This window comes from Paenibacillus brasilensis, assembly GCF_009363115.1.
Taxonomy (GTDB): domain Bacteria; phylum Bacillota; class Bacilli; order Paenibacillales; family Paenibacillaceae; genus Paenibacillus; species Paenibacillus brasilensis.
This window is the reverse complement of record NZ_CP045298.1, coordinates 5,195,865-5,219,288: the sequence shown is the minus strand read 5'-3', so window position 1 is coordinate 5,219,288 and position 23,424 is coordinate 5,195,865. Positions and strand designations below refer to the sequence as shown.

The following is a 23,424-nucleotide window of genomic DNA, read 5'->3' as shown; positions in this document are numbered from 1 at the left end:
GAGCTGAGACATCAATCGGATGATTCAGTCTGGGGCTCCAACCGCCGCTCAATCGCTTTAGACATGGTTTTGTCGGTCAGATGGGCATAGACTTCAGTCGTTTCTGTCGAAGCGTGCCCAAGCTGTTCCTTGGTTTTGTAGATGTCATTTTGCAAATAATAGTCGGTGGCAAACGAATGGCGAAGCTTGTGAACGGTCAGGTAAGGCTTGCCGAACCGTTTGGCGTACTTGATGATCATTGCCTGAATCGCTCTTTTGGTCATCCGTTTGCCCTCCGTGCTGCCGTTGGGACGGGCGATAAAGAGAGCTTTTTCTTTTTTCGGAGCGCGATAACGGGTATGTCTCAAGGACAAATAGAGTACGAGATCATCTTTGGATTGCTCGCGGAAATACACTGGTGTTTTAAACGTTTCATCGTTATTGCCTTTGCGGTACACATATAGTAATTTATTGTTTAGATCCAGATCGTCTATGTTCAGATTGACAATTTCGGACACGCGCAGACCCGAGTTCAGGATGAGACTGGCAATACAGGCATCCCGTTCCTTGTTCAGCTCATAGGAGTAAAGTGCCTGCTTGTTACCGGCCAGATCGTGTCCATAGCCTTCATAAATATAGCCGATAAATTCAAGCAGCTCTTCCTCTTCCAATATTTTTCCCTTGAGCTTGGCGGCTGTATCCTTGGGTTTATGTATGCGCTTGATTTCGACCTTGGCCATAATGTTGCGTTTGAGCAACGGATAAAAATTTTCATCCTCAGCGATCTGGCTTAAATAATGAAAGAGGGAACGGAGAGATGATAGCTTGCGTGAAATTGTAATGCGGGAGTTGGAGCCTTCACGCTTAGTGGACAGGAACAAACGAAAACCCGTAATACTGTCCATATGAAGCGTCTCCAATTCTTCCAGCGTAACTTGGGCGTTCGTTTCTCCGGCAGACAAGCCTTCTGAGCGAAGCCATGAAAAAAATGCTTCATAATCCCGTACATATTCCAGCAATGTTGAGGGGGATAGGTCAGGTAGCTTGTAATCCATAAATTGCTGTACGTACCATGGTAGCTCCGGCATTTTTTCATCCAGTTTGCGCCGGTCGATGATCTTTTGAATATTCATTGGGTTCCACCTCGTCCGGTCATAATGTATATGTATTTTAACATATTTTGAGCAGCACTGGACGGGATGTAATCAAAGTAAAGAACGCATGGAACTGCCAAGAGGGGTGAAAGTATGGGGTATAATATCAAATCCGAACTTAAGCTATCCATAAAAAGTGTACCAGAGTCGCAGAAGGACATTATTGTTCAGCTCATGCAATTTTATTTATATGATTTTACAGCCTATCTTCGAATTGATGTTACTGAGAAGGGTACATTCCCGGCTTATCCGGATTTGTATCAATATTGGACAAGCGGTGAACAGAAGCTGCCTTTTTTAATATGGAGACAGGACATCCCTGTGGGCTTCGCGCTGGTTGACCGAATGTCCAACAATCGGGAGGCTGACTACTATATGGCTGAGTTCTTTGTGCTTCGTCCTTATCGGCATAATGGTGTTGGAACTTGGGCAGCTCATGAGCTGTTTGGACGCTTCGCCGGGCGTTGGAAGGTGACCCAGATGAGCACGAATAGACCGGCACAATCCTTCTGGCGCAAGGTGATAGATCGTTATACAAACGGGGAGTACAGGGAACAGACACATCCGGTACGGGGGAATATAAGTCAGTTTTTCAATACATGAAAAATTCATGATAGTATATTATTAACAAAAAAGAGTCGAGGAGATGATCAAGTCGACTCTTTTTTGTTGTCAATTCAAGTCTTCTATCCATCCATAGATCATTCCAATTAGAACCTGCATTGACACTATAAAAACGCAGGTATACAGTTATTTGTATAATTTATATATAACTTATTGGAATTATCGACAATGGAACATCGGCCTCAAAAATGCAATGCATTTATAACATTCACCCTAAGATTGGAGCGTGTTTTACAGGTGAAACGAACAAGTCGATATACAAAGATGGTAGCTCTAACTCTCTCACTGGTGCTGGTATTATCGGCATGCTCGGGCAATGGTGGAGTCAGTACTTGGCATTTTAGAGGGGAGTCAGCCGGGTAGAACGATTGCATTTCGTGCCGATTTTGATGCGCTTCCCATTCAGGATGAAAAGGATACGCCTTATAAATCAACAGTCTCCGGTGTTATGCATGTATGCGGACATGATGGTCATACGGCTGCCCTTCTGGGAGTGGCCCGCGCATTGCGCGGTTTTTTGCTATATATCAAAGTATTTTGACAGCTAAAGAGAAGGAGAAATAAAGTAATTAATTCACTATATGAAAAATTCATAATAATGTTAAGTAAGGAGTAATAACGGTCAGAAGGAGGCTTACATCCTTAGTGGAGGCTGTGCTGCAGGTGTTAATATTACATTATCTTGATTTTTTACACAAGGAACTGGGAAAAAGATGACGAATCTATTGAGCAAGGCACAAATGAAAGCGCTAACATAAATGGAAGTCGCGACATATTTTATCGACAAATGATTGGAGGTGAGAGCTTCTTTCATCTGGTATGGCCTGCATATTCAAATGAAAATGAAGAAGGAGGTTGAATTCATTGAGTAAAGCAAAAAGCAGGTTGAGAAATGCATGTTTGGCGCTAGTCGTAGCGAGTGCTTCCTGGACGGGGATGATAGCGCCGACCCACGCGGCTCCAAGTGACGATTACACTTGGAAAAGTGTCGTTACGGGTGGAGGCGGCGGTTTTGTACCTGGTATCATTTTTAATGAAAAGGAAAAGAATCTGATCAATGCCCGGACAGATATCGGGGGGGCTTACCGCTGGGATGCTGCCAATGAAAGTTGGATTCCGTTGACGGATTCTGTGGGCTGGGAGGATTGGAACAAAAATGGTGTGGATGCACTGGCCACCGATCCTGTTGATCCAAATCGTGTATATATAGCTACAGGTACGTATACGAATTCATGGGATAAACAAAACGGGCAAATTATGCGTTCTACCGACCGGGGCAATACGTGGCAGACGACGAAGCTTCCTTTTAAGGTAGGAGGCAACATGCCGGGGCGCTCGATGGGTGAACGTCTGGTCATTGATCCGAACAAGAATAATATACTGTTCTTTGGAGCACGTAGTGGTAATGGATTATGGAAAAGCTCGGATTATGGGGCAACCTGGAGCAAGGTGAGCAGCTTCCCGAATCCGGGAACGTATGTGCAGGACCCTTCAAATGAGTATACGAGTGATATTGTCGGCTTGGCCTGGATTACTTTTGACAAAAAGACGGGCTCTGACAGTAAAGCAACACAGACGATCTATGCAGGTGTTGCGGATAAAAAGCAGAGTGTCTATCGAAGTGCAGATGGTGGGACAACCTAGTCTGCTATCGCAGGACAACCAATGGGCTATTTGCCGCATCATGGGGTGTTATCGTCGGATGGTAATCTGTACATCTCGTATAGCGATGGAGTAGGGCCATACGATGGGACAAAGGGCGAAGTGTGGAAACTGAATACAGCAAGTGGGCAATGGAGCAACATTAGCCCCGTTGCCAGTAGCAGCGCGGACAATTATTTCGGTTATGGCGGATTGACATTGGATACACAGAAGCCAGGTACGCTTATGGTGGCTACGCTGAATTCCTGGTGGCCTGATGCAATAATTTATCGCAGTACCGACAGCGGAGCAACCTGGAGTCCGATTTGGGAATTCGATGGATATCCGACTCGTAAGCTAAAATACAATTTGGATATAACAGCTGCGCCTTGGCTAACCTTTAATGCCAATCCTGCCCCACCCGAGGTATCTCCGAAACTGGGCTGGATGATCGGTGATCTGGAGATTGATCCATTTAATTCAGACCATATGCTGTACGGCACGGGAGCTACGATCTACGGCTCTAAAAATCTGACCAACTGGGATAAAGGCGGCAAGCTTGACATTTCGGTAGCCGCTAAGGGAATAGAGGAAGCGGCAATCCTGGATCTGGTGAGTCCTCCAGCCGATGCTCCTTTGGTGAGCGCAGTAGGTGATGTTTCCGGTTTTAGACACGATGACTTGTTCAAGGCTCCAGCTAAAATGCTGGATAATCCGACCTTTACAAGCAGCGAAAGCATTGATTATGCCGAGCTGAATCCTGCTTTTATGGCACGGGTGGGCAAAGCGGATTACAAAAAAGATCCAAATGCCAAATCCATCGGATTTTCCAATGATGGCGGAGCAAATTGGTATAAAGCTAACAGTGAGCCGTCTGGTACAGCAGGAGGGGGCAGCATCGCGGTTGCGGCTGACGGCAATGGCTTGCTCTGGAGTACATCGGATAAGGGTGTATTCTACTCCAAAACGGGGGGCAACTCATGGACAGCAAGCACGGGCATTCCCGCAAATGCGAAAATCGCCTCTGATCGGGTGAATCCTAACAAATATTACGCATTTGCTTCTGGAAAAATATATGTGAGCACCAATGGAGGTGCATCATTTATCGCATCGGCGGCAACTGGCTTGCCAACAGAAGGTAATGCGGACATTGATGCTGTACGAGGAACAGAAGGAGAGGTGTGGTTCGCTGGAGGTTCCGAGGACGGAGGCCCATACGGCTTATGGCATTCCAAGGATTCCGGTGTTACATTCACCAAGCTCTCTAATGTACAGGAGGCAGATTCCATAGGCTTTGGTAAAGCAGCGCCCAACCACGCGAATGAAGCGGTATTTATTGTTGGTAAAATTGACGGTACACGCGGATTTTACCGTTCAGACGATGCAGGGACAAATTGGGTGCGTATTAATGATGACAAGCACAAATATGCTCGTGTAACTACAATTATTGGTGATCCGCGAATTTATGGACGTGCTTATCTGGGAACGAATGGCTGTGGCATTTTGGTAGCGGATAGAGTAGGCGGTGACCAGCCATCTACCGGACAAGCAAGCATTACACCGATAGCTGCAACCTATGGAATGGATAGTAACAATACCGATATTGCCGTCAAACTTACACTTAACGGTAATACGCTGGAAGCCATCCAGCAGGGAAGCTTGGTGTTGAAAAAAGGTGAGGATTATACACTTAGCGGGGAGACGGTCGTTCTGACCAATCAGTATTTATCCAAACTGCCAAAAGGAGAGACAGCGCTGAACTTCCACTTTAGTACAGGCGACGATGCAGTATTCACAATTACGGTAAAAGGAGATAAGCCCGGTGAACCGGGAACTGAGGAGGGTGTTCTGAAGGTACAAGTCTTTAATGGAAATATATCTGCAACAAGTAATACGATCAGTTCCAAGTTTAAAATAACCAATACCGGAACCTCATCCATTTCCCTTGCAGACGTAACACTACGATATTACTACACCATTGACGGGGATAAAGGCCAAAATTTCTTTACGGATTGGTCAAGTGTTGGAACAGAGAACGTGATTGCCAGCTTTAAAACGCTATCCAATACGAAGCCAGGGGCAGATTCTTACGCACAAATTGGTTTTAAGCCTGCTGCGGGTTCTTTACAGCCCGGTCAAAGTGTGGAGTGCAAACCCGGATATCCAAAATGAATTGGAGCAATTACACACAAAACGATGACTATTCATTTGATCCCACAGCGAACAGCTTAAAAGATTCCACTAAGGTAACCGCTTACTTGTCTGGAAGCAAGCAATGGGGGATCGAGCCTTAAAACCGTAAGCCCCAAAATTGAAGGAAATCGGAGCGTTACATGCCAGCCACTTTTAAAAGAGTGAGCTGGCTTTATTTTAGTGGTATCGACAACTCTCAATCCGTCAGAAAACGGACCAAAGATAAGGTAAAGCAGCAACCAATCCGCTTCAATAGCATATTTTTATAAATATTTCACTATATGAAAAATTCAAAATAGATAAACAGTTTTTTCTCGCCTACTATCCCTCTATAACATACCAACCACTTCGACCAGGAAAAAGACAAACATACCGAACATATGTTTTGATTCCCTGCGAAAAAATGCTCCTACCATTTAGGCAGAAGCGTTTTCGACTCCATTTATAATGGACAATCTTATCAAACCATATGCCGGGATACTGAAATTAACAGTGTCATCGTAATAACATTTACAATTGTAGAAAGTAGTACCGTTTGTGCGGCAAAATCAGGTTCATTTTTATATTCTTCCGCCAGAATACTTGTATTAACACCGGTAGGCATACCGGATGCAATGAGCAGCGCCTGAGCCGGAATTCCTTTAAGGCCAAGCAGTGATACAAGCAGGAACCCGACTATGGGACCTGCGATCAGGCGCAATACCATACTGATGTACACGGCTGTACGACGCAAGCGAAAGGGGTATTGCACAATTTGCGCGCCTAAAGTTAGCAGAGCAACGGCTACCATCGACTGGCTGATATAATTCAAGGGCTCAGTTAATAAATGGGGCAATGGACTATGCAACACATTCAGCAGCAAGCCCAGCGCAAGCGCGTATGGCACAGGCATTTTTAAAAAATTAATTAAAATCTTTCGCGTATTGGCCTTGCCATTTTGTACAACAAAAGTACCGTATGTAAACGTAACAAAGCTTTGAAAGGTCATAATCAGAGCTTGAACGGAAATGGCAAGTGGATCACCTTTGAATACCAATTGGTTAATCGGCAGACCATAATTCCCCGAATTATCCAGCATAACGCTGTTTGTAAAGGCACCCCGCATCCCGGGGTTATATTTCAAAGATCGGGCGATGGTTGTACTGATCACGTACAGAATAGCTATGTATAAGGCATAAAAAAGCGAAACCTCACCCATTAGCATTAAGGATATTTCTGAGTTATAGAGGCCTGTAAACACTACCGCAGGGGTGATATAGTAAAAATTGATTTTAGCTAAGGTGTACAAATCCAGTCGAAAATAATATTGCATGATACACCCCAAGCCAATGAGTACAAAAATAGGTAAAACAACTTCCAAAAGAATGGTGCCGAACATGTCTGTTTCATCTTCTTTCTATGATGCGAATATAAAGGCTAACTCATAAAAATGCATGTGTATGATTCATTATACTTCGGAATTAGGTTAGACGTATAATAAAAAATTTTATAGTGGATTTGCAATCAGAACTGCAGCTCTAACGGTGTTTCACACATGAGTTAAAGAATAGATAAAAAATCAGCTTATAGAAGCCGTTAATACACCTAGGGACATTTGAGCCCGGTCTTACTATAAGGAGGAATCGCATCATGAGAAACACTTGGACAGCCTTATTAGCGTGTATATTGGTCTTGGGATTGACAGCGGGAACCGCTGCGGCCAAGCCAGGACGCGGAAATGATCAAGAGAGAAAACGGGAAGCAAAGATGTCCTTTAAAGACGAGAATGAAAAGAGTACGGAAAAGGCAATCAAACCGCATGATTCAGACAATGATCAATTCAGGAAACGGAAGGACGAAACAGCTGGCAAAAAGGGTGAAACTGCACTTGCTACAGTAACTGCAGTAACGTATGACACATACGGGGAGTCTAAAGGCCATAACGGTCACAAGGGACACAACGGATACAAGGGTCTGCTTAATGCGGTAGAAAATAAGAAGGACAAACCGGCAGGCGCAGTTATTGCGAACCTGCTGCTTACAAAATACCCGGACCGATTGACACAGGAGCAGGTTGCTGCAGCAGATTTGCTGGCTGAAAACGGAAATGTAACGGATGCCGTTTACATGCAGGAGGAGGCGGTACTAGCTGATGTGTCCAATCTGGACAGCTACAAAAAGCTGGGCGAATTCGCGAAGAAGGCTGGACGGAAGTCGGGTATGAAGCTGTTTGTGAACGGTGAAGAATACGATATCAAACCGATTAATCGCAATGGTACCACACTTGTTCCGTTTAGAACAGCCTCCGAAGCCCTGGATGCGAAGGTCTCCTGGGATCCAAAGGAAAAGGCGGTTACTGTAACTCGTAACGGCGTATCCGTCAAATTATTTGTTAACAGTGCCAAAGCATATATTAATGATCAGCCGTATTCAATCGAGCAGCCGGCATCCATCGTGGACGGGACGACAATGGTGCCTGTAAGGGTAATCGGTGAGGCCTTAGGGACAAATGTGAAATGGGAGCCTGAGAGCCAGTCCGTGGTTGTATACGAGCAGCCAACATTATCAACGCCTACATCAACACCTTAATGTGCTGTGAACAACAAGTTTTTGTAAAAGCGAAAAGGCTCTTGACTAAATCGTCAGAGCCTTTTCCATTTGACCTTGGAATCAAGAATTGATTTCGTCATTCCCACTACGTGAGAAAGTAGTTCGGCATCATAGCATTTTGGTGCTCGTAAGGAAAGGATACTCGCATTACTTGCCCGGCATGTGTACAATTAAATAGAGATGACAGAAAAAGGGAGTGGTATAGATGGATTTAGGTTTAGCGGGAAAGGCTGCCTTTGTCGCAGGCTCCAGTAAAGGGCTTGGCAAGGCAAGCGCACGGGAGCTGGCGCGTGAAGGAGCGAATGTCATGATTTCGGGACGGAACGAAGCAGAGCTTCAGCAGACACAGGCAGAATTACAGGCAACGGCGAGTGGACGTGTTGAATATGTAGTTTGTGATGTAACGAAACCAGATCATATTTCTAAAGCCATCCAGCGCACAGTGGAATTGTATGGTACCGTCGATATTTTGGTTAACAATGCGGGCGGGCCTCCTGCGGGAACCTTTGATGACTTTACGGATGAAGTTTGGCTGCAGGCCTTTGAGCAAAATTTACTTAGTCATATCCGGTTGATTCGCGAGGCTCTGCCATATATGAAAAAACAGCAAAGCGGCAGAATTTTAAATATTGCCTCTTCTTCGGTGAAGCAGCCGATTCCTGGCCTGATTATCTCGAATACGCTGCGTACTGGAGTTGCTGGACTGGCGAAGACATTGTCTATGGAATTAGCTCCTTACAATATTCTGGTACATACTGTAGCACCGGGGAGAATTGCAACGGATCGCGTTCGCAGCCTGGACGAGCTTCGGGCAGAGAAAACCCGGCAGACAGCGGATCAGGTTCGCCAAAAAGCAGAAGAGGGCATTCCGCTGGGACGATATGGGGAGCCCGAGGAGTTTGGTAAAGTCGTTGCTTTTCTGGCGTCGACAGCTTCATCCTATTTGACAGGGAGTACCATTCTTGTTGACGGCGGAATGATTAAATCGTTATAAATAAAGAAGCGTGCCAGCAGCGAAGTTCATCGGCTGTTAGGCACGCTTTTTTTGAAGCTTTATTTCTGGCGAGGAATTTCACAACCGTCGTCAGTACAAACACCGCCAGCATCATGTTCGGAGGAGCTTGCGCTTACCATGGTAAACGGAGAGCGTTCGTCCCATGCTTTTTGCAGAGCATCATGGAACACTTCATCCGGCTGAGCGCCCGAAACTGCAAATTTCCGATCAAACACAAAGAACGGTACACCCCGAACGCCCAACTCAGCGCCTTCGGATTCATCGGCTCTAACTTCGTCCGTAAAGCGGTCACTGGCCAATATAACAGCGGCTTCTTTCTGATCCAAACCAACCTCGGCAGCCAATGCCGCCAGCACTTCATGGTCGCCGGTATGCTGGCCTTCTATAAAGACAGCTTGGAATAAACGTTCGCTTAGCTCCAGCATTTTGCCCTGTGTTTGAGCCCAATGTGTCAAACGGTGAGCATCAAGAGAATTGGTCGGCACCATCGCGTGAATGTTGTATTCCAAACCTGCAGAGCGTGCATTTTCATTCATCCGGTCATTCATCGCTTGTGCTTCTTGCAGACTGACGCCATATTTAGCAGACAGCTCTTCATTAATCGTTTTACCACTATCTTTTACAGCATCAGGATTTAGCTCAAAGCTCTTAAACGTCAACTTCACCTCATCACGGTGTGGAAATTGCTGTAGCACTTGTTCCAAACGGCGTTTGCCGATATAACAGAACGGGCACATAAAATCAGACCAAACTTCAATATTCATAAGGAAAAGCCTCCATGTTTTATTGAGTAAGCGGAAATGGGTCAGCTCACTTTTACAATGTGTATCAAAGATGAAACTTATTCGGTTACAATATGGATTATAAGCCCACTGCGTTTAATGTGCAAATAAATAATGCTTGTAAAAAAATAAATGCTGTGATATTTTATATCTGTAACCGGTTACACATTGGAGTTGAAACTACATTATGACAACAATTAAACAGGTCGCCAGCTATGCAGGTGTTTCGGTAGCGACCGTATCCAGAGTTATTAATGAAACAGGATATGTGCATGAGGACACACGCCGGAAGGTTGAGGCGGCTGTCAAGCAGCTGAATTACAAACCCAACGAGGTCGCTCGTTCTTTGTATAAAAAGAAATCCAGATTAATTGGTCTGCTTTTGCCGGACATTACGAATCCTTACTTTCCCTTGCTGGCTCGCGGGGTGGAGGATCGAATGCAGGAAAATGATTTTCGAATTATTTTTGGCAACAGCGATGAAGATCGCCAAAAAGAACTGGACTACATGGACACGTTTACGCAAAATAATGTTGTTGGAGTCATTTCATCTACCAATGATCCAGACGCCGACTGCTATGCCAAGCTGAAAATTCCTGTCGTTTTTCTCGATCGGACTTCCAGTGACAGCCTCTCCGTATATGCGGATGGAGCCTATGGCGGTCGATTGGCAGCTCAGGAAATGGTTGCCCGTGGCAGCAAACAAATTACAGTCTTGCAGGGCCCCACACATATTCGTCCAGCGCAGGATCGTTTTCGCGGGGCGGTTGAAGAGCTTCAGCAATCGAACATTACTTATCATGTCGTCGAAACAACGTCCTTTTCGTTTAAAGATGCGGAGTCATGGGCCAAAGAGCTGTTCAGAAAGCACCCGGATACGGATGGAGTTATTGCCAGTAACGATATTGTAGCTACAGCGGTAATACATGAGGCACATCGATTAGGAAAGAAAATCCCGGATGATGTTCAAATTATCGGGTTTGATGATATACCATTAAGCAGCTTGTTATTCCCGCCTTTGTCAACGATCCGTCAGCCTGCCTATGAAATGGGCTGGGAAGCAGCAGGTCTGCTGATTCAACTGATTGAGCAATCGCAAGCAACGAAGTCAAGCACACCGAATCTTCATTCGAAGATACTTACTCATTCAAGCATACAGTTGCCCGTCAAATTTATTGAACGGGAAACGACAAGAAAGGTGGATTATCATGGCTAAAATTTCGGTTATCGGAAGCAGTTCAATGGATCTTGTAGTTACTTCAACCAAGCGCCCCGGTGCAGGGGAAACTGTATTGGGCGAAAGCTTTACAACCGTGCCTGGAGGCAAAGGCGCCAATCAGGCGGTAGCCGCAGCCCGGCTCGGAGCAGATGTCACGATGATTGGACGTGTAGGGGATGACCATTTTGGACAACAGATTTTACGCAACTTTGAAGAAAATCATGTTCGTATCGGCTATGTGAAACCGGTTACACATATGGAAAGCGGCACAGCACATATTGTGCTGGCTGAGGGCGATAACAGTATTGTCGTGGTAAAAGCAGCGAATAATGAAGTGACACCCGCCTATGTGGAAGAAGCGCTCGATGCCATCCGAAGCTCTGATATCGTGTTGATTCAACAGGAAATACCGGCGGAAACGGTTGTTTATGTAAGCGAAATTTGTGCAAAGTACCAAATACCGTTCTTGCTCAATCCTGCTCCGGCTCGTGAAGTGGAAAAAAGCGTGATTGAGAATGCGACATACATTACGCCGAATGAGCATGAAGCTGCTATCATGTTCAAGAATATGAGTCTTCAAGAGGCCTTGCGCAAATATCCGCACAAGCTGTTTGTTACGGAGGGCAGTAATGGCGTGCGGTTCTTCGACGGTGAACAGGAGGTTGTGGTTCCTACTTATAAAGTAGAAGCTGTGGATACAACTGGTGCTGGAGATACATTTAACGCTGCATTTGCTGTGGCGCTGGCTGATGGGAAATCGCTGGCAGATAGTGTGAAGTTCGCTAATCGTGCTGCCTCATTGTCCGTTACCAAATTTGGGGCCCAGGGTGGCATGCCGACCCGCCGTGAAGTGGAGGAGCAATTATAATATGAAAAAACATGGAATCCTGAACAGTCATATATCGAAAGTACTGTCGGATCTCGGCCACATGGACTATATTGTCGTGGCCGATGCCGGTCTACCTGTTCCTGAAGGCGTTACCAAAATTGATTTGGCCCTTAAACTAGGGGTTCCCTCCTTTCAGGACGTAGTAGATGTCATCGCTGCAGATATGGTGATCGAAAAGGTGATGTTGGCTGAAGAAATCAAACAAGGAAATGAACAGGCACTACAGTATATTACACGCACCTTTGCAGGGGAGAAGCCGGGAAATTCGCAGGTTACAGAGCAGGCTGGCGTCATTGAGTTTTGTTCGCATGAACAATTCAAGGAGTTGACCCGGCATGCCAAGGCGGTCATTCGTACAGGTGAAGCCAAGCCGTATGCCAATTGTATTTTGCAGGCTGGGGTTTACTTTTGATGAAAAAGTTATTTTTTGAATAAGAAGGAGGGTGCAGCATGCAGATTCAAATGAAGGGAATTTACAAAGCCTTTGGAACCAATCAGGTGCTGAGTGGTGTAGATTTTGATCTCCGTGAAGGAGAAGTACATGCCCTCATGGGTGAAAATGGCGCAGGTAAATCAACGCTGATGAATATTTTAATCGGATTGCATCGGCGTGATGATGGAACGATCGTGATCGACGGTCAGGAAACGTACTTTGCGAGCCCTAAGGAGGCCGAGCAAAAGGGAATTGCTTTTATTCACCAGGAATTGAATGTGTGGCCGGAAATGACGGTGCTGGAAAATTTGTTTATTGGCAAGGAAATGACATCCAAGTGGGGATTACTGGACAGCACTAAAATGAAAGCGTTAGCAAACGAGCAATTCGCTAAGCTTGCGGTAAATCTTCCTTTGAATGGTGAGGCAGGCGACTGCTCCGTAGGTCAACAGCAAATGATTGAAATAGCCAAAGCATTGATGACGGATGCAAAAGTGATCGTGATGGATGAGCCTACGGCTGCGTTAACCGAACGGGAAATTCAAAAGCTGTTCGAGGTTATTACTTCCTTGAAAAAGGAAGGCGTTTCGATTGTGTATATATCACACCGGATGGAGGAAATATTTGCGATCTGCGACCGGATTACCGTCATGCGTGACGGTAAAACAGTGGATACCCAAGTCATTCCCGACACAAATTTTGATGAGGTTGTACGTAAAATGGTCGGAAGAGAACTGACCGAACGTTACCCGACAAGAATACCTGCTTTAGGGGAAGTGGTACTGGAGGTTAAAAACGCGTCGCATAAAGGTCTATTTGAAAATGTGAATTTTTCGGTAAGATCGGGTGAAATTGTAGGTTTCTCAGGTTTGATGGGCTCGGGACGGACCGAGATCATGCGGGCACTTTTTGGACTGGATGCTTTGGACAGTGGCGAGATACATGTACGTGGAAAAAAGGTGTCTATCCGCAAGCCGGATGACGCTGTGAAGCTGGGAATTGGCTTTATTACAGAAGACCGTAAAGATGAGGGCTTGGTGCTGGATTTTTCGATCCGGGAAAACATGGTGCTGCCTAATCTGTTCAGCTTTACATCAAAAGGATTGATCTCAGGCAAAAAAGAACTGGATTTTGTTAACACATTAATTAAGCGTTTACAAATTAAAACCCAATCGGGCGAAACGCCTGTCCGCAGCCTGTCAGGTGGGAATCAGCAAAAGGTAGTTATCGCCAAATGGGTAGGCATTGGACCCAACGTTCTCATCCTCGATGAACCAACGCGAGGTGTGGATGTGGGAGCCAAACGGGAAATTTACCAGTTGATGAACGAGCTGACTGAACGCGGAGTTGCCATTATCATGGTATCCTCAGAGCTCCCCGAGGTACTCGGCATGAGCGACCGTATTGTCGTGGTGCATGAGGGAAAGATCAGCGGGGAGCTAAGCAGGGAAGAGGCCACACAAGAAAACATTATGACGCTAGCTACAGGAGGACAGTAATATGACAACTATGAATGAAGCAAAAGGCAGCAAAGGCTTTGCGATGTCACAAATCACGCAAAAGCTTGGTCCGTTGTTGGGACTGATTATTTTGGTGATCATCGTCTCTGTGTTGAATCCCAGCTTTTTGGAACCGCTTAATATTTTGAATTTGTTACGCCAGGTGTCCATTAATGCGCTGATTGCATTTGGTATGACCTTCGTTATTCTCACAGGTGGAATTGATTTGTCAGTCGGCTCCATATTAGCACTGTCCAGCGCATTTGTCGCCAATATGATGCTGGCCGGGTTTGATCCCATTCTGGCAATTATCATTGGCTGTGCATTGGGTGGTGTGATGGGGATGGTCAATGGCTTGATGATCACTAAGGGTAAAATGGCTCCGTTCATCGCTACACTTGCAACCATGACCATTTTCAGAGGATTGACACTGGTCTATACAGACGGGAATCCCATTACAGGACTCGGAGACAGTCTGGTATTTCAATTGTTTGGTCGTGGCTATCAGTTTGGTATTCCAGTTCCAGCGATTACGATGCTTATTACTTTTGTAGTCCTCTGGATCATTTTGCATAAAACGCCGTTTGGACGTAAAACGTACGCCATCGGGGGAAATGAGAAAGCCTCCATCGTATCTGGTATTAAAGTACCGCGCGTAAAAATTTGGATTTACTCTCTCGCTGGAATGCTGTCCGCTTTGGCGGGTGCTATTCTGACCTCACGTTTGAACTCGGCGCAACCGACAGCAGGTACTTCTTATGAACTGGATGCCATTGCAGCCGTCGTTTTGGGTGGAACAAGCCTGTCAGGAGGACGGGGGCGCATCGTAGGTACGTTGATTGGTGTGCTTATTATCGGTACGTTAAATAATGGCTTGAATTTGCTAGGGGTAAACTCCTTTTATCAAATGGTGGTAAAAGGGATCGTAATCGCCATTGCTGTATTGATTGACCGTAAGAAATCCGCATAATACACCAAATCTGCATAAAAGGAGACCACAACTATGAAAAAGCTTACATTACTCGTGACAGCCTTGCTGCTCCTGCTTATGACAGGCTGTTCTCTGGAACCGCCCGAATGGGCGAAACCGAAAGCGGCGGCTAGCTTAAAGGACATTAAAATCGGCTTGTCGATCTCAACGCTGAATAATCCATTCTTTGTATCTCTCAAAGACGGAGTCGTCGCAGAAGCTAAAAAACAAGGATTGCAGGTTATTGTCGTCGATGCACAAAATGATTCAGCAAAACAAAGCAATGACGTGGACGATCTGATTCAGCAGGGCGTAAACGCCTTGCTCATTAATCCGACAGATTCGTCGGCAATCTCTACCGTGGTACAATCTGCAAATGCTTTGAACATTCCTGTTATTACGCTGGATCGTTCTGCTGACAAAGGAGATGTGAAAGCGCTCGTTGCCTCCGACAATGTTGAGGGAGGACGGATGGCAGCTAGATACGTGATTGATCAAGTCGGGAAAGGTGCCAAGGTCATTGAGCTGGAAGGCGTACCAGGCGCATCGGCTACACGTGAACGGGGGAAAGGCTTCCACGAAGTAGCGGACAAGGAATTGAAGGTTATTGCCAAGCAGTCGGCCGATTTTGACCGGACGAAAGGCTTGAATGTAATGGAAAATCTGCTGCAAGGCAACCCGGATGTTCAAGCCGTATTTGCCCATAATGATGAAATGGCGCTAGGGGCGATCGAAGCAATCCAAAGTTCAGGTAAGAAGATTCCTGTCATCGGCTTTGACGGTAACGAGGATGCTCTTAAATCTATTAAGGAGGGCAAGCTGACAGCCACAGTAGCTCAGCAACCCGAGCTAATTGGACAATTGGCTGTTCAGGCAGCCAAGGATGTGCTCCAAGGGAAAACCGTGAAAAAATCAATTCCCGCCAAGCTGGAGTTAGTGGATCAATCGAAATAAAACGGGTGTATGCTCAACATAATTAAGGCTTCGGACTGATGCAAACATGCGCATCAGTCCTTTTTATGTGTAAGAACCGGATTTGCGCTTGTTTTTCATGAAGTGATCACCTTTTCAATTGTGTCAGGCTGGACTCTAAAATTTATATTGTAAGAAGAGTCGGTAAAAGATAGAATAACAGTTATGTGATAATGAGAATCACTATCATTATATATTTAAGGAGGGTATATCGTGCAGCAAAATAACAGATCGAAATTGGGAGTTACGATTTGTCTGATCGTACTTTTGACGCTAGCCTTGGGCGCATGCGGGAACGCAGGTAACAACACTCAGACGAACAAAGAGACAGGTACTAATGATTCTTCCGAGCAATCGAAAACGGTTGCTATGCGTGAATATACAGATGCTGCTGGCAATAAGATGAGTATTCCTGTAAATCCGCAGCGAGTAGTCACGACACAATATTTGGATGCTATGCTGGCTCTGGGTGTCAAACCAGTAGGCGTTGGTTCTCATCTGTTAGAAGGTGAGTATTTAAAAGGAAAATTGACGGCATTGCTGATATAGGGAGCCCAACCAATGTTGAAAAGGTGCTGGAGCTACAACCGGACCTGATCATAGCAACAGAAGATACCACACCGGAAGTAAAAGAGCAGCTGGAAAAGATTGCTCCAACTGTGGTCGTTTCTTTTGGAAACGGGGATGTATTTAAGCAACTGCGAGATGTTGCAGCCGTGCTGGGTAAGGATAAGGAAGCCGAGCAGTGGATCGCTAGCCTCGACAAAAAGGCTGAAGAAGGACGAAAGAAGCTGGCTGGGAAATTTAAGAAAAATGAAACAGTTACAATTTACATGACAAATGTAATGAATGTGCTTAACCTGAGAGATCAGACTGCATCCGGGTTAGGTACCCCTATCGAAAGGGAGCGTATCCTTCTCCTGGCTGCTGCAGTTGGACTGGCCAGTTCCAGTGTGTCAGTTAGCGGTGGTATCGGTTTTGTTGGTTTGGTTGCTCCGCATTTGGCGAGAAAGCTGGTAGGGCCAAAGCATAAAATGCTGCTGGTAACGTGTGCTTTAGCCGGAGCGCTCTTGGTGCTCGTAGCAGATACGATCACACGCTCCTTACCTTTGCAGAAAGAAATTCCGACAGGCTTGATCGTGGCCATTATTGGTGCGCCCTACTTCCTATATTTGCGGGGCCGCTCCAAGGGATAGCATTGTGAAACAAATAACCTTCAACACCACTAAGAAAAGTGGAGTTGAAGGTTATTTTCCATTTGTGCCTTAGTAGTCTTGCATCTCAACGGGAAGTGTTCAAGGCATGAGAGGTTTGATGCAGCTCTCTGATCATTTTGTGCAACGTGTAATTTTCTTGACGTGTCACGCCGTGTTGATTTTCCTGAACCAGCAACTGATGGATGTTACGTTTTAGAATTTCACTTCGACGTTCCAGCATTTCGGTACTCATAAATAGATGAACACTCCCTTTGTCATGATAAACCCATATCATTGGAATGAGCATAGGCTGTAAATAAGCTTGGCTTTCGACTTCTTTAAGTATATCGTGCTGGATGATCAAGGGAAAACGGAGCAAGACAGCAAAATGCTTTATCTCATCACCCTTGTCGTGCCAACGGCTACTCACCCCATGGGTTCTTAGATATGCTTCCTAATGCTGGTGATAACAGACGCTTAGGTTATTTTTTTTATTTGATGAAAAAGAGTTTTGAATGGAGCGCTAGACAAGGCTATAGGGTTTTATTTATACTTAAAAAGTGCCCAAAATAACTGCGTATAATATAAATTATACGCAGTTTAGGTTTAAAACGACTTTACATCTCCTAGTTGCATAAGATGTCGATTGAATTGTCGATAAAAAGCAGACAAAATTGAACGTTTTACAGCATATTTCAGAATATGAATGGAAAAGGAGGCCACTGGTGTGAGAAAAGAGCTGCGTCATATGGAGTCGGTCACGGTAGATGAAACGGATGAAGTTTATGCTGAGGAGTTGGAAGCCTTTTTGATTTGGATGAAGGATGCGGGATATACAATACATACGCAAAAAAATTATATGGGGGATGTAAAGCAGTTTTTACGCACGTTGCGGGATAAACCACTCGATCAGGTGAAAAAGATTCACGTTATGTCCTATCTGTCCAAAGCTCGGGAGGGAGGAGCTGGGGATAGTACCCGGAATCGCAAGCATGCAGCGGTGAGCAGCTTTTTCAAAGCACTGCAGGAGTTTGAATTATGCAGTACAAATCCGGCATCGGGAATTAAAAAAGCAAAGACAGTAAAAAATCGAATGCCCGTATACCTGGATGAAAATGAAATCAGGCCATTTTTACTTGCAGTGGAAGGAAAATATGCTAATCGGAATATGGCTATTTTTCTGCTCATGGTATATATGGGATTGCGGGTAGGGGAGGTTCACTCATTGAATATCTCTGATTATAGCCGGGAACGACGTACTTTGGATGTGTTCGGAAAAGGACGGAAGTGGCGTACGCTTCCAGTGCCGGAGGCTGTATGTGATATTTTAGACCGTGCATTGGAGGAAAGATTAACGCCGTGGAGAGGGAAGGAGGATGCTATGTTCGTATCGCAAAAAGGCCGCCGACTGGCAGTGCGCTCTATCCAGCAGATCGCAACAGAAACGTTCGAGCGATTCCAACAGGATAAAGGTGCACAGGGTCGGGTAGCCTACTCCAGCCATAAACTGCGGCATACGTTTGCGACAATGCTTTTGCGTAAGGGGGCCGATCTACGTACGGTGCAGGAGTTGTTAGGGCACTCATCCATTCAGACGACGACTGTATATACGCATGTCACGGATCGGGAGAAGGAAAAGGCGATGGATAAGCTGGATATTCAGATACCAACAGCATAGTTGTAAGTATATACCATGAGTGCATGTGATGAAGCACATACTGACATAGCCATTCGAGGTAGTGGAAGATCAAAAAAAGAACCTGGACAGTTTTACCAGGTTCTTTTATATTGCACATGAACAGACACAATGATATAATCGGTTTACTACTGCATCAATTTAAAATTTCATAAGTAACACATCTTACATTTTGATTGTATCATGCCAGTAAACTCTTGTCAAATGTTTTTTCTCAATTTAATGGTTAGGAGAGATATTGAATGAGTTCTTTGGTTCTCGGTTTTCAGGAAATTGAAAAAACGCAGCTTTTGCTCGTTGGCGGAAAAGGGTTAAATTTAGGGAGATTATCAAAAATTCAAGGAATAGAAGTACCAGAAGGATTTTGTGTTACAACAGTGGGATATCAAAAAGCCATCGAACAAAACGAAACGGTTCATGCTTTGTTGGACCGACTAACCATGCTAAAAGCAGAAGATCGAGATCAAATTGGTGAAATCAGCAGGAAGATTCGACAAATCATTATGGAAGTAGAAATTCCTTCCGATGTTGTAAAAGCAGTTACTCACTATCTTTCCCAGTTTGGTGAAGAACATGCTTATGCAGTGCGTTCTAGTGCGACTGCTGAAGATTTACCACATGCCTCTTTTGCTGGTCAGCAAGACACCTATTTAAATATTATCGGCAAAGAAGCAATCTTGCAACATATCAGCAAATGTTGGGCTTCCCTATTTACGGATCGCGCGGTAATCTACCGTATGCAAAATGGATTTGACCACAGTCAAGTTTATTTGTCTGTTATCGTTCAAAGGATGGTTTTCCCACAGGCTTCAGGGATTTTATTTACCGCTGATCCGATTACTTCCAACCGAAAGCTGCTATCAATTGATGCCAGTTTTGGACTTGGAGAAGCGCTGGTCTCTGGCTTGGTATCTGCTGATAGTTATAAAGTACAGGAAGGGGAGATCGTCGATAAGAGGATAGCAACTAAGAAATTGGCTATCTATGGACTAAAAGAAGGCGGAACAGAGACTCGGCAGATCGATCCTAATCAGCAAAAGACTCAAACACTTACGGATCAACAAATTTTACAACTGGCACGCATCGGAAGACAGATCGAAGCATATTTTGGTTGCCCACAAGATATCGAATGGTGTTTGGCCCATGATAAATTTTATATTGTCCAGAGTCGGCCAATTACTACTTTATACCCGATCCCCGAAGCGAATGATCAAGAAAATCACGTCTATCTATCTGTTGGTCATCAACAAATGATGACAGATCCCATAAAACCATTGGGGTTGTCTTTTTACCTGTTAATTACTCCTGCACCTATGCGTAAAGCCGGTGGGAGGTTGTTTGTTGATGTTGCACCTATACTGGCTTCACCTGTCAGAAGGGAAACTTTTTTAAGTACCCTGGGATCCGATCCGCTCACGCAAGGCGCACTCATGACCATAACAGAGCGAGATTTTATAAAATTTTTACCAAATGATCAAACAGCACCGGTTCCCAGCAGAAGTAATACAGATACGCCGGCACAATTCGAAAACGATCCGACAATCGTTTCTGATTTGATTAAGCGTAGTCAAACATCGATAGAAGAGTTAAAACAAAATATCCAAACGAAATCAGGATCGGATTTGTTTGATTTTATTCTGGAAGATATCCAGGAATTAAAGAAGATTTTATTTGAACCACAAAGTACGGCTGTGTTTATGGCTGCTATGAATGCTTCATCATGGATCAATGAGAAAATGAACGAGTGGTTGGGTGAAAAGAACGCAGCAGATACGCTTTCTCAATCTGTACCCCACAATATTACTTCGGAAATGGGTCTGGGGCTATTGGATGTCGCAGATGTGATTCGCCCTTATCCGGAAGTAATTGATTATTTGCAGCATGCAAAAGAAGATAACTTTCTGGATGAACTGCTTAAGTTTGATGGCGGACAGGAAACCAGGGACGCGATCAATGTTTATCTCAACAAGTACGGAATGCGATGTGCCGGAGAAATCGATATTACTCGAACTCGTTGGAGCGAAAAACCGATTACACTTGTCCCGTTGATTCTGGGTAACGTCAAAAACCTTGAGCCTAATGCAAGCAATCGGAAATTTGAGCAAGGGCGACAGGAAGCTTTGGCAAAAGAACAAGAGTTATTAGATCGATTGAAGCAATTGCCGGACGGTGAACAAAAAGCCAAAGAAGCCAAACGAATGATCGACCTCATCCGGAATTTCATCGGTTATCGGGAATATCCAAAATACGGCTATATTAATCGCTACTTCGTGTATAGGCAGGCTCTACTGAAAGAAGCCGAACAACTTGCACAAGCGGGCGTTATCCATGACAAAGAAGACGTGTACTATCTCACTTTTGAGGAATTTCACGAAGTCGTACGCACAAATAAACTGGATTACCAGATCATTAGCAAACGAAAAGACGATTACAATTTTTTTGAAAAACTAACTCCACCACGCGTTATCACGTCTGATGGTGAAATCATTACAGGTGAGTACAAACGAGAAAATCTCCCAGCCGAAGCTATTGTAGGTCTGCCTGTTTCTTCTGGAGTTATAGAGGGACGGGCACGTGTCATCTTAAACATGGAAAATGCCGATCTGGAAGATGGAGATATATTAGTCACCTCCTTTACTGACCCTGGCTGGACACCATTATTTGTATCCATTAAAGGTCTAGTCACCGAGGTTGGCGGACTGATGACCCATGGAGCGGTTATCGCGCGTGAATATGGCTTGCCGGCAGTTGTCGGAGTGGAAAATGCCACCAGACTGATCAAAGACGGGCAACGAATTCGCGTGAATGGAACAGAAGGGTATATTGAAATATTGTAATGGCTGAATACGTCAAGTAAGAACCTCTGTCATAATGGACGGCACTAAATGAAATCTGTCATGGATAAAAGGACGGTTACCCTTTAACAAACGGGCTGCAATTGGTACATTGATTTTGGATTATTAATATATATCGTGAACGTTTATCCTTTATCTAACGCTTAGTCATGAAGTACAGGAGTTCAACACATGTATGATTTGCTTATTCAAAAGCTTCCAAAGATGTATGACATCCATGTGAGAGAACGCGTCCTGATACTGATTGGCAGCAACCCAATCATTTTGTGCACATGATTCAATTTTTACTGGGGACGTTGAATGCTTAATGATTATAAATCTTAGATGGTTATTCGAGGCGGAGTCACACAGATGCCCAAGTATTTCCTTTTTAGACCATTTCTCCGGGAGAGGCTTGGCATTAAATTCATGTTCTGAGATTGAAAAGAGTTCTTTTTCATAAGAGTCAGAACGTCCCATTGTTGTCTTTAAATAAATGATAAATAACACCTTGACTTGGAACGCGTTTCATCAATTAAAGTTAATGTATAACTTAAAAGAGAAAGCGAGGGGCACTCTTATGATCTCACTGATTTTATTATGCTCAGTGATTTGGGGTGGTACTTTTTTGAATAAGTAACACTTTCGATGTCTTATTAACGATAAAGAAAATGATGGAGTTACAAAACAATTAAAATTAATTAGTGTTATTGAAAGAAGCACTCCAAACTCCACTATGAAAGGAATATACGTAGCATGAAAAATAAAATACTGGTTTTTGATATTGGTGGCTCTTTTATAAAATCCAGTTTGTATTTTCAAGGTGAATTTATGAATAAAGGTAAAGTTGCGACACCCTTAGACTCACTTGAGGACCTGCTTGTAGCTTTGAAGCAAATTCATAATGAGTTTATAGATGAATGTGAAGGTGTAGCCGTCAGTATGCCAGGTATTGTGAATTCGGCCAGCGATCATATGGTGCATGGAGGCTCTTTAATGATATAAATATGATCGCAGTTTTTGAGAAAACGCTTCATTTACCCGTAGCGATTGAAAATGATGGAAAGTGCGCTGCTCTCGGAGAAGTATGGCGTGGTTCATTACAAGGGGTCACCGATGGTGTTGTTCTGGTAGTTGGAACAGGGATGGGCGGTGGAATCATCTCTCAAGGGAAATTGCTGAAAGGCCATCATTTATCGGCCGGGGAGTTTTCTTTCATTAGAACTAATAACGAACATGCAGACAATGTTGATTATCTGCTTGGTATGCAAGGGAGTAGTTTTGTTTTAACTAAAACTGTTGCGAAAGCCAAAGGACTTCCTGCAGATTCTATGACAGGTGAAAAGGTATTCCAGTTCATTGAAGAAGGTGATCACACGTTCCAAAAGATTTTTCAAGAATACTGTAGGAACATTGCAACACAAATCATTAATTTGCAGGCGATTCTTGACCCTGAAAAGTTTGTCATTGGGGGAGGCATATCTGCAAATCCTTTGCTAGTCATTACCATAAGGAAAGAGCTAGAGAAACTATATATGCGTTCGTTCTTAAATGTTGTGGATGCAAATATTGAACGAAGCAAATTAGGCAATGAAGCAAATTTGCTGGGTGCTGTATATAACTATAAGCAATCGTTTCATCTTGAATGATTGGCATCTAAGCTTGTTTGACATCAAGTAGTTTACATAATAAATATTACGTTATTTAAATGTTTTGGATTTATGAGTCCTCATAATGGA

At 44.4% G+C, this 23,424-nt stretch carries 19 protein-coding genes and 2 pseudogenes; 17 read left to right on the top strand and 4 right to left on the bottom strand.

Translation table 11 applies throughout. The features are described from left to right. Positions 1–11 precede the first annotated feature (11 nt). A complete protein-coding gene (gene xerS, locus GCU48_RS24665) occupies positions 12–1,112 on the bottom strand; it encodes a tyrosine recombinase XerS (protein ID WP_025719326.1) in 1,101 nt (366 codons plus the stop codon). Positions 1,113–1,226: 114 nt separating this feature from the next. Between xerS and GCU48_RS24660 the strand changes: the two genes are divergently transcribed. From GCU48_RS24660 to GCU48_RS24650, 3 genes and pseudogenes are all read left to right on the top strand, one after another. Continuing rightward, positions 1,227–1,736, top strand: coding sequence for a GNAT family N-acetyltransferase (locus GCU48_RS24660; protein ID WP_025719325.1), 510 nt, complete (start codon positions 1,227–1,229; stop codon positions 1,734–1,736). Between the two features lie 349 nt (positions 1,737–2,085). After that, positions 2,086–2,265, top strand: a pseudogene (locus GCU48_RS24655) (M20/M25/M40 family metallo-hydrolase); the annotation flags it as partial. 356 nt (positions 2,266–2,621) lie between these two features. Next, a pseudogene (locus GCU48_RS24650) lies at positions 2,622–5,692 on the top strand (X2-like carbohydrate binding domain-containing protein). Between the two features lie 359 nt (positions 5,693–6,051). Here GCU48_RS24650 and GCU48_RS24645 read toward each other — a convergent pair. Next, positions 6,052–6,969: an AEC family transporter gene (locus GCU48_RS24645; protein ID WP_152381783.1), complete on the bottom strand. Its 918-nt coding sequence runs from the start codon at positions 6,967–6,969 to the stop codon at positions 6,052–6,054. A gap of 251 nt (positions 6,970–7,220) precedes the next feature. Between GCU48_RS24645 and GCU48_RS24640 the strand changes: the two genes are divergently transcribed. Both GCU48_RS24640 and GCU48_RS24635 read left to right on the top strand, forming a co-directional pair. Then, positions 7,221–8,159 (top strand): copper amine oxidase N-terminal domain-containing protein, encoded by a 939-nt coding sequence (locus GCU48_RS24640; protein WP_152381782.1) that lies wholly within the window; start codon positions 7,221–7,223, stop codon positions 8,157–8,159. A 226-nt stretch (positions 8,160–8,385) separates the two neighbouring features. Beyond that, positions 8,386–9,174, top strand: a complete 789-nt coding sequence (locus GCU48_RS24635) for an SDR family oxidoreductase (RefSeq protein WP_152381781.1) — start codon at positions 8,386–8,388, stop codon at positions 9,172–9,174. Between the two features lie 59 nt (positions 9,175–9,233). On the opposite strand, the gene GCU48_RS24630 is transcribed toward GCU48_RS24635, so the two are convergent. Continuing rightward, complete coding sequence (locus GCU48_RS24630) at positions 9,234–9,959, bottom strand: DsbA family oxidoreductase (protein WP_152381780.1); 726 nt, start codon at positions 9,957–9,959, stop codon at positions 9,234–9,236. Positions 9,960–10,164: 205 nt separating this feature from the next. On the opposite strand from GCU48_RS24630, the gene GCU48_RS24625 reads away from it, so the two are divergent. The 8 genes from GCU48_RS24625 to GCU48_RS29435 all read left to right on the top strand — a co-directional run bounded on the left by GCU48_RS24625 (position 10,165) and on the right by GCU48_RS29435 (position 17,155). Next, positions 10,165–11,193, top strand: a complete 1,029-nt coding sequence (locus tag GCU48_RS24625; RefSeq protein WP_152381779.1) for a LacI family DNA-binding transcriptional regulator — start codon at positions 10,165–10,167, stop codon at positions 11,191–11,193. Further along, positions 11,186–12,064 carry a ribokinase gene (gene rbsK / locus GCU48_RS24620; RefSeq protein WP_152381778.1) on the top strand — a complete coding sequence of 293 codons (879 nt, stop codon included), beginning with the start codon at positions 11,186–11,188 and terminating at the stop codon, positions 12,062–12,064. The genes GCU48_RS24625 and rbsK overlap by 8 nt, the downstream gene beginning before the upstream one ends. 1 nt (position 12,065) lies before the next feature. Further along, on the top strand, positions 12,066–12,497 hold the full coding sequence (gene rbsD, locus GCU48_RS24615; RefSeq protein WP_152381777.1) for a D-ribose pyranase: 432 nt from the start codon (positions 12,066–12,068) through the stop codon (positions 12,495–12,497). Positions 12,498–12,535: 38 nt separating this feature from the next. After that, positions 12,536–14,017, top strand: a complete 1,482-nt coding sequence (locus GCU48_RS24610) for a sugar ABC transporter ATP-binding protein (protein WP_152381776.1) — start codon at positions 12,536–12,538, stop codon at positions 14,015–14,017. Position 14,018: 1 nt separating this feature from the next. Further along, complete coding sequence (rbsC, locus tag GCU48_RS24605; protein WP_152381775.1) at positions 14,019–14,987, top strand: ribose ABC transporter permease RbsC; 969 nt, start codon at positions 14,019–14,021, stop codon at positions 14,985–14,987. Between the two features lie 33 nt (positions 14,988–15,020). Continuing rightward, positions 15,021–15,941, top strand: coding sequence for a ribose ABC transporter substrate-binding protein RbsB (gene rbsB, locus GCU48_RS24600; RefSeq protein WP_152381774.1), 921 nt, complete (start codon positions 15,021–15,023; stop codon positions 15,939–15,941). Between the two features lie 231 nt (positions 15,942–16,172). Then, a complete protein-coding gene (locus GCU48_RS29440; RefSeq protein WP_152381773.1) occupies positions 16,173–16,508 on the top strand; it encodes an ABC transporter substrate-binding protein in 336 nt (111 codons plus the stop codon). A gap of 23 nt (positions 16,509–16,531) precedes the next feature. Then, positions 16,532–17,155, top strand: coding sequence for an iron chelate uptake ABC transporter family permease subunit (locus tag GCU48_RS29435; protein WP_370881001.1), 624 nt, complete (start codon positions 16,532–16,534; stop codon positions 17,153–17,155). 85 nt (positions 17,156–17,240) lie between these two features. On the opposite strand, the gene GCU48_RS24585 is transcribed toward GCU48_RS29435, so the two are convergent. Beyond that, complete coding sequence (locus GCU48_RS24585) at positions 17,241–17,585, bottom strand: hypothetical protein (RefSeq protein WP_152381772.1); 345 nt, start codon at positions 17,583–17,585, stop codon at positions 17,241–17,243. A 297-nt stretch (positions 17,586–17,882) separates the two neighbouring features. Between GCU48_RS24585 and GCU48_RS24580 the strand changes: the two genes are divergently transcribed. The 4 genes from GCU48_RS24580 (at position 17,883) to GCU48_RS24570 (ending at position 23,334) form a co-directional block, all read left to right on the top strand. Continuing rightward, a complete protein-coding gene (locus tag GCU48_RS24580) occupies positions 17,883–18,833 on the top strand; it encodes a tyrosine-type recombinase/integrase (RefSeq protein WP_152381771.1) in 951 nt (316 codons plus the stop codon). A 260-nt stretch (positions 18,834–19,093) separates the two neighbouring features. Next, positions 19,094–21,688, top strand: a complete 2,595-nt coding sequence (gene ppsA / locus GCU48_RS24575) for a phosphoenolpyruvate synthase (protein ID WP_152381770.1) — start codon at positions 19,094–19,096, stop codon at positions 21,686–21,688. Between the two features lie 753 nt (positions 21,689–22,441). Beyond that, the gene (locus GCU48_RS28475) at positions 22,442–22,690 is read left to right on the top strand and encodes a hypothetical protein (RefSeq protein ID WP_244315941.1); all 249 of its coding nucleotides are present in this window, start codon (positions 22,442–22,444) and stop codon (positions 22,688–22,690) included. Positions 22,691–22,692: 2 nt separating this feature from the next. Continuing rightward, entirely contained in the window at positions 22,693–23,334 is a 642-nt protein-coding gene (locus GCU48_RS24570; RefSeq protein ID WP_244315939.1) for an ROK family protein, read from the top strand. Positions 23,335–23,424 lie beyond the last annotated feature (90 nt).

What these genes read in the sequence shown, in the direction of transcription:
- ppsA (WP_152381770.1), top strand. Translation starts at nt 19,094, where the DNA reads ATGAGTTCTTTGGTTCTCGGTTTTCAGGAAATTGAAAAAACGCAGCTT.
- GCU48_RS24625 (WP_152381779.1), top strand. Translation starts at nt 10,165, where the DNA reads ATGACAACAATTAAACAGGTCGCCAGCTATGCAGGTGTTTCGGTAGCG.
- GCU48_RS24610 (WP_152381776.1), top strand. Translation starts at nt 12,536, where the DNA reads ATGCAGATTCAAATGAAGGGAATTTACAAAGCCTTTGGAACCAATCAG.
- GCU48_RS28475 (WP_244315941.1), top strand. Translation starts at nt 22,442, where the DNA reads ATGAAAAATAAAATACTGGTTTTTGATATTGGTGGCTCTTTTATAAAA.
- GCU48_RS24570 (WP_244315939.1), top strand. Translation starts at nt 22,693, where the DNA reads ATGATCGCAGTTTTTGAGAAAACGCTTCATTTACCCGTAGCGATTGAA.
- GCU48_RS24645 (WP_152381783.1), bottom strand. Translation starts at nt 6,969, where the DNA reads ATGTTCGGCACCATTCTTTTGGAAGTTGTTTTACCTATTTTTGTACTC.
- GCU48_RS24640 (WP_152381782.1), top strand. Translation starts at nt 7,221, where the DNA reads ATGAGAAACACTTGGACAGCCTTATTAGCGTGTATATTGGTCTTGGGA.
- GCU48_RS24635 (WP_152381781.1), top strand. Translation starts at nt 8,386, where the DNA reads ATGGATTTAGGTTTAGCGGGAAAGGCTGCCTTTGTCGCAGGCTCCAGT.
- rbsD (WP_152381777.1), top strand. Translation starts at nt 12,066, where the DNA reads ATGAAAAAACATGGAATCCTGAACAGTCATATATCGAAAGTACTGTCG.
- rbsK (WP_152381778.1), top strand. Translation starts at nt 11,186, where the DNA reads ATGGCTAAAATTTCGGTTATCGGAAGCAGTTCAATGGATCTTGTAGTT.
- xerS (WP_025719326.1), bottom strand. Translation starts at nt 1,112, where the DNA reads ATGAATATTCAAAAGATCATCGACCGGCGCAAACTGGATGAAAAAATG.
- rbsC (WP_152381775.1), top strand. Translation starts at nt 14,019, where the DNA reads ATGACAACTATGAATGAAGCAAAAGGCAGCAAAGGCTTTGCGATGTCA.
- rbsB (WP_152381774.1), top strand. Translation starts at nt 15,021, where the DNA reads ATGAAAAAGCTTACATTACTCGTGACAGCCTTGCTGCTCCTGCTTATG.
- GCU48_RS24660 (WP_025719325.1), top strand. Translation starts at nt 1,227, where the DNA reads ATGGGGTATAATATCAAATCCGAACTTAAGCTATCCATAAAAAGTGTA.
- GCU48_RS24630 (WP_152381780.1), bottom strand. Translation starts at nt 9,959, where the DNA reads ATGAATATTGAAGTTTGGTCTGATTTTATGTGCCCGTTCTGTTATATC.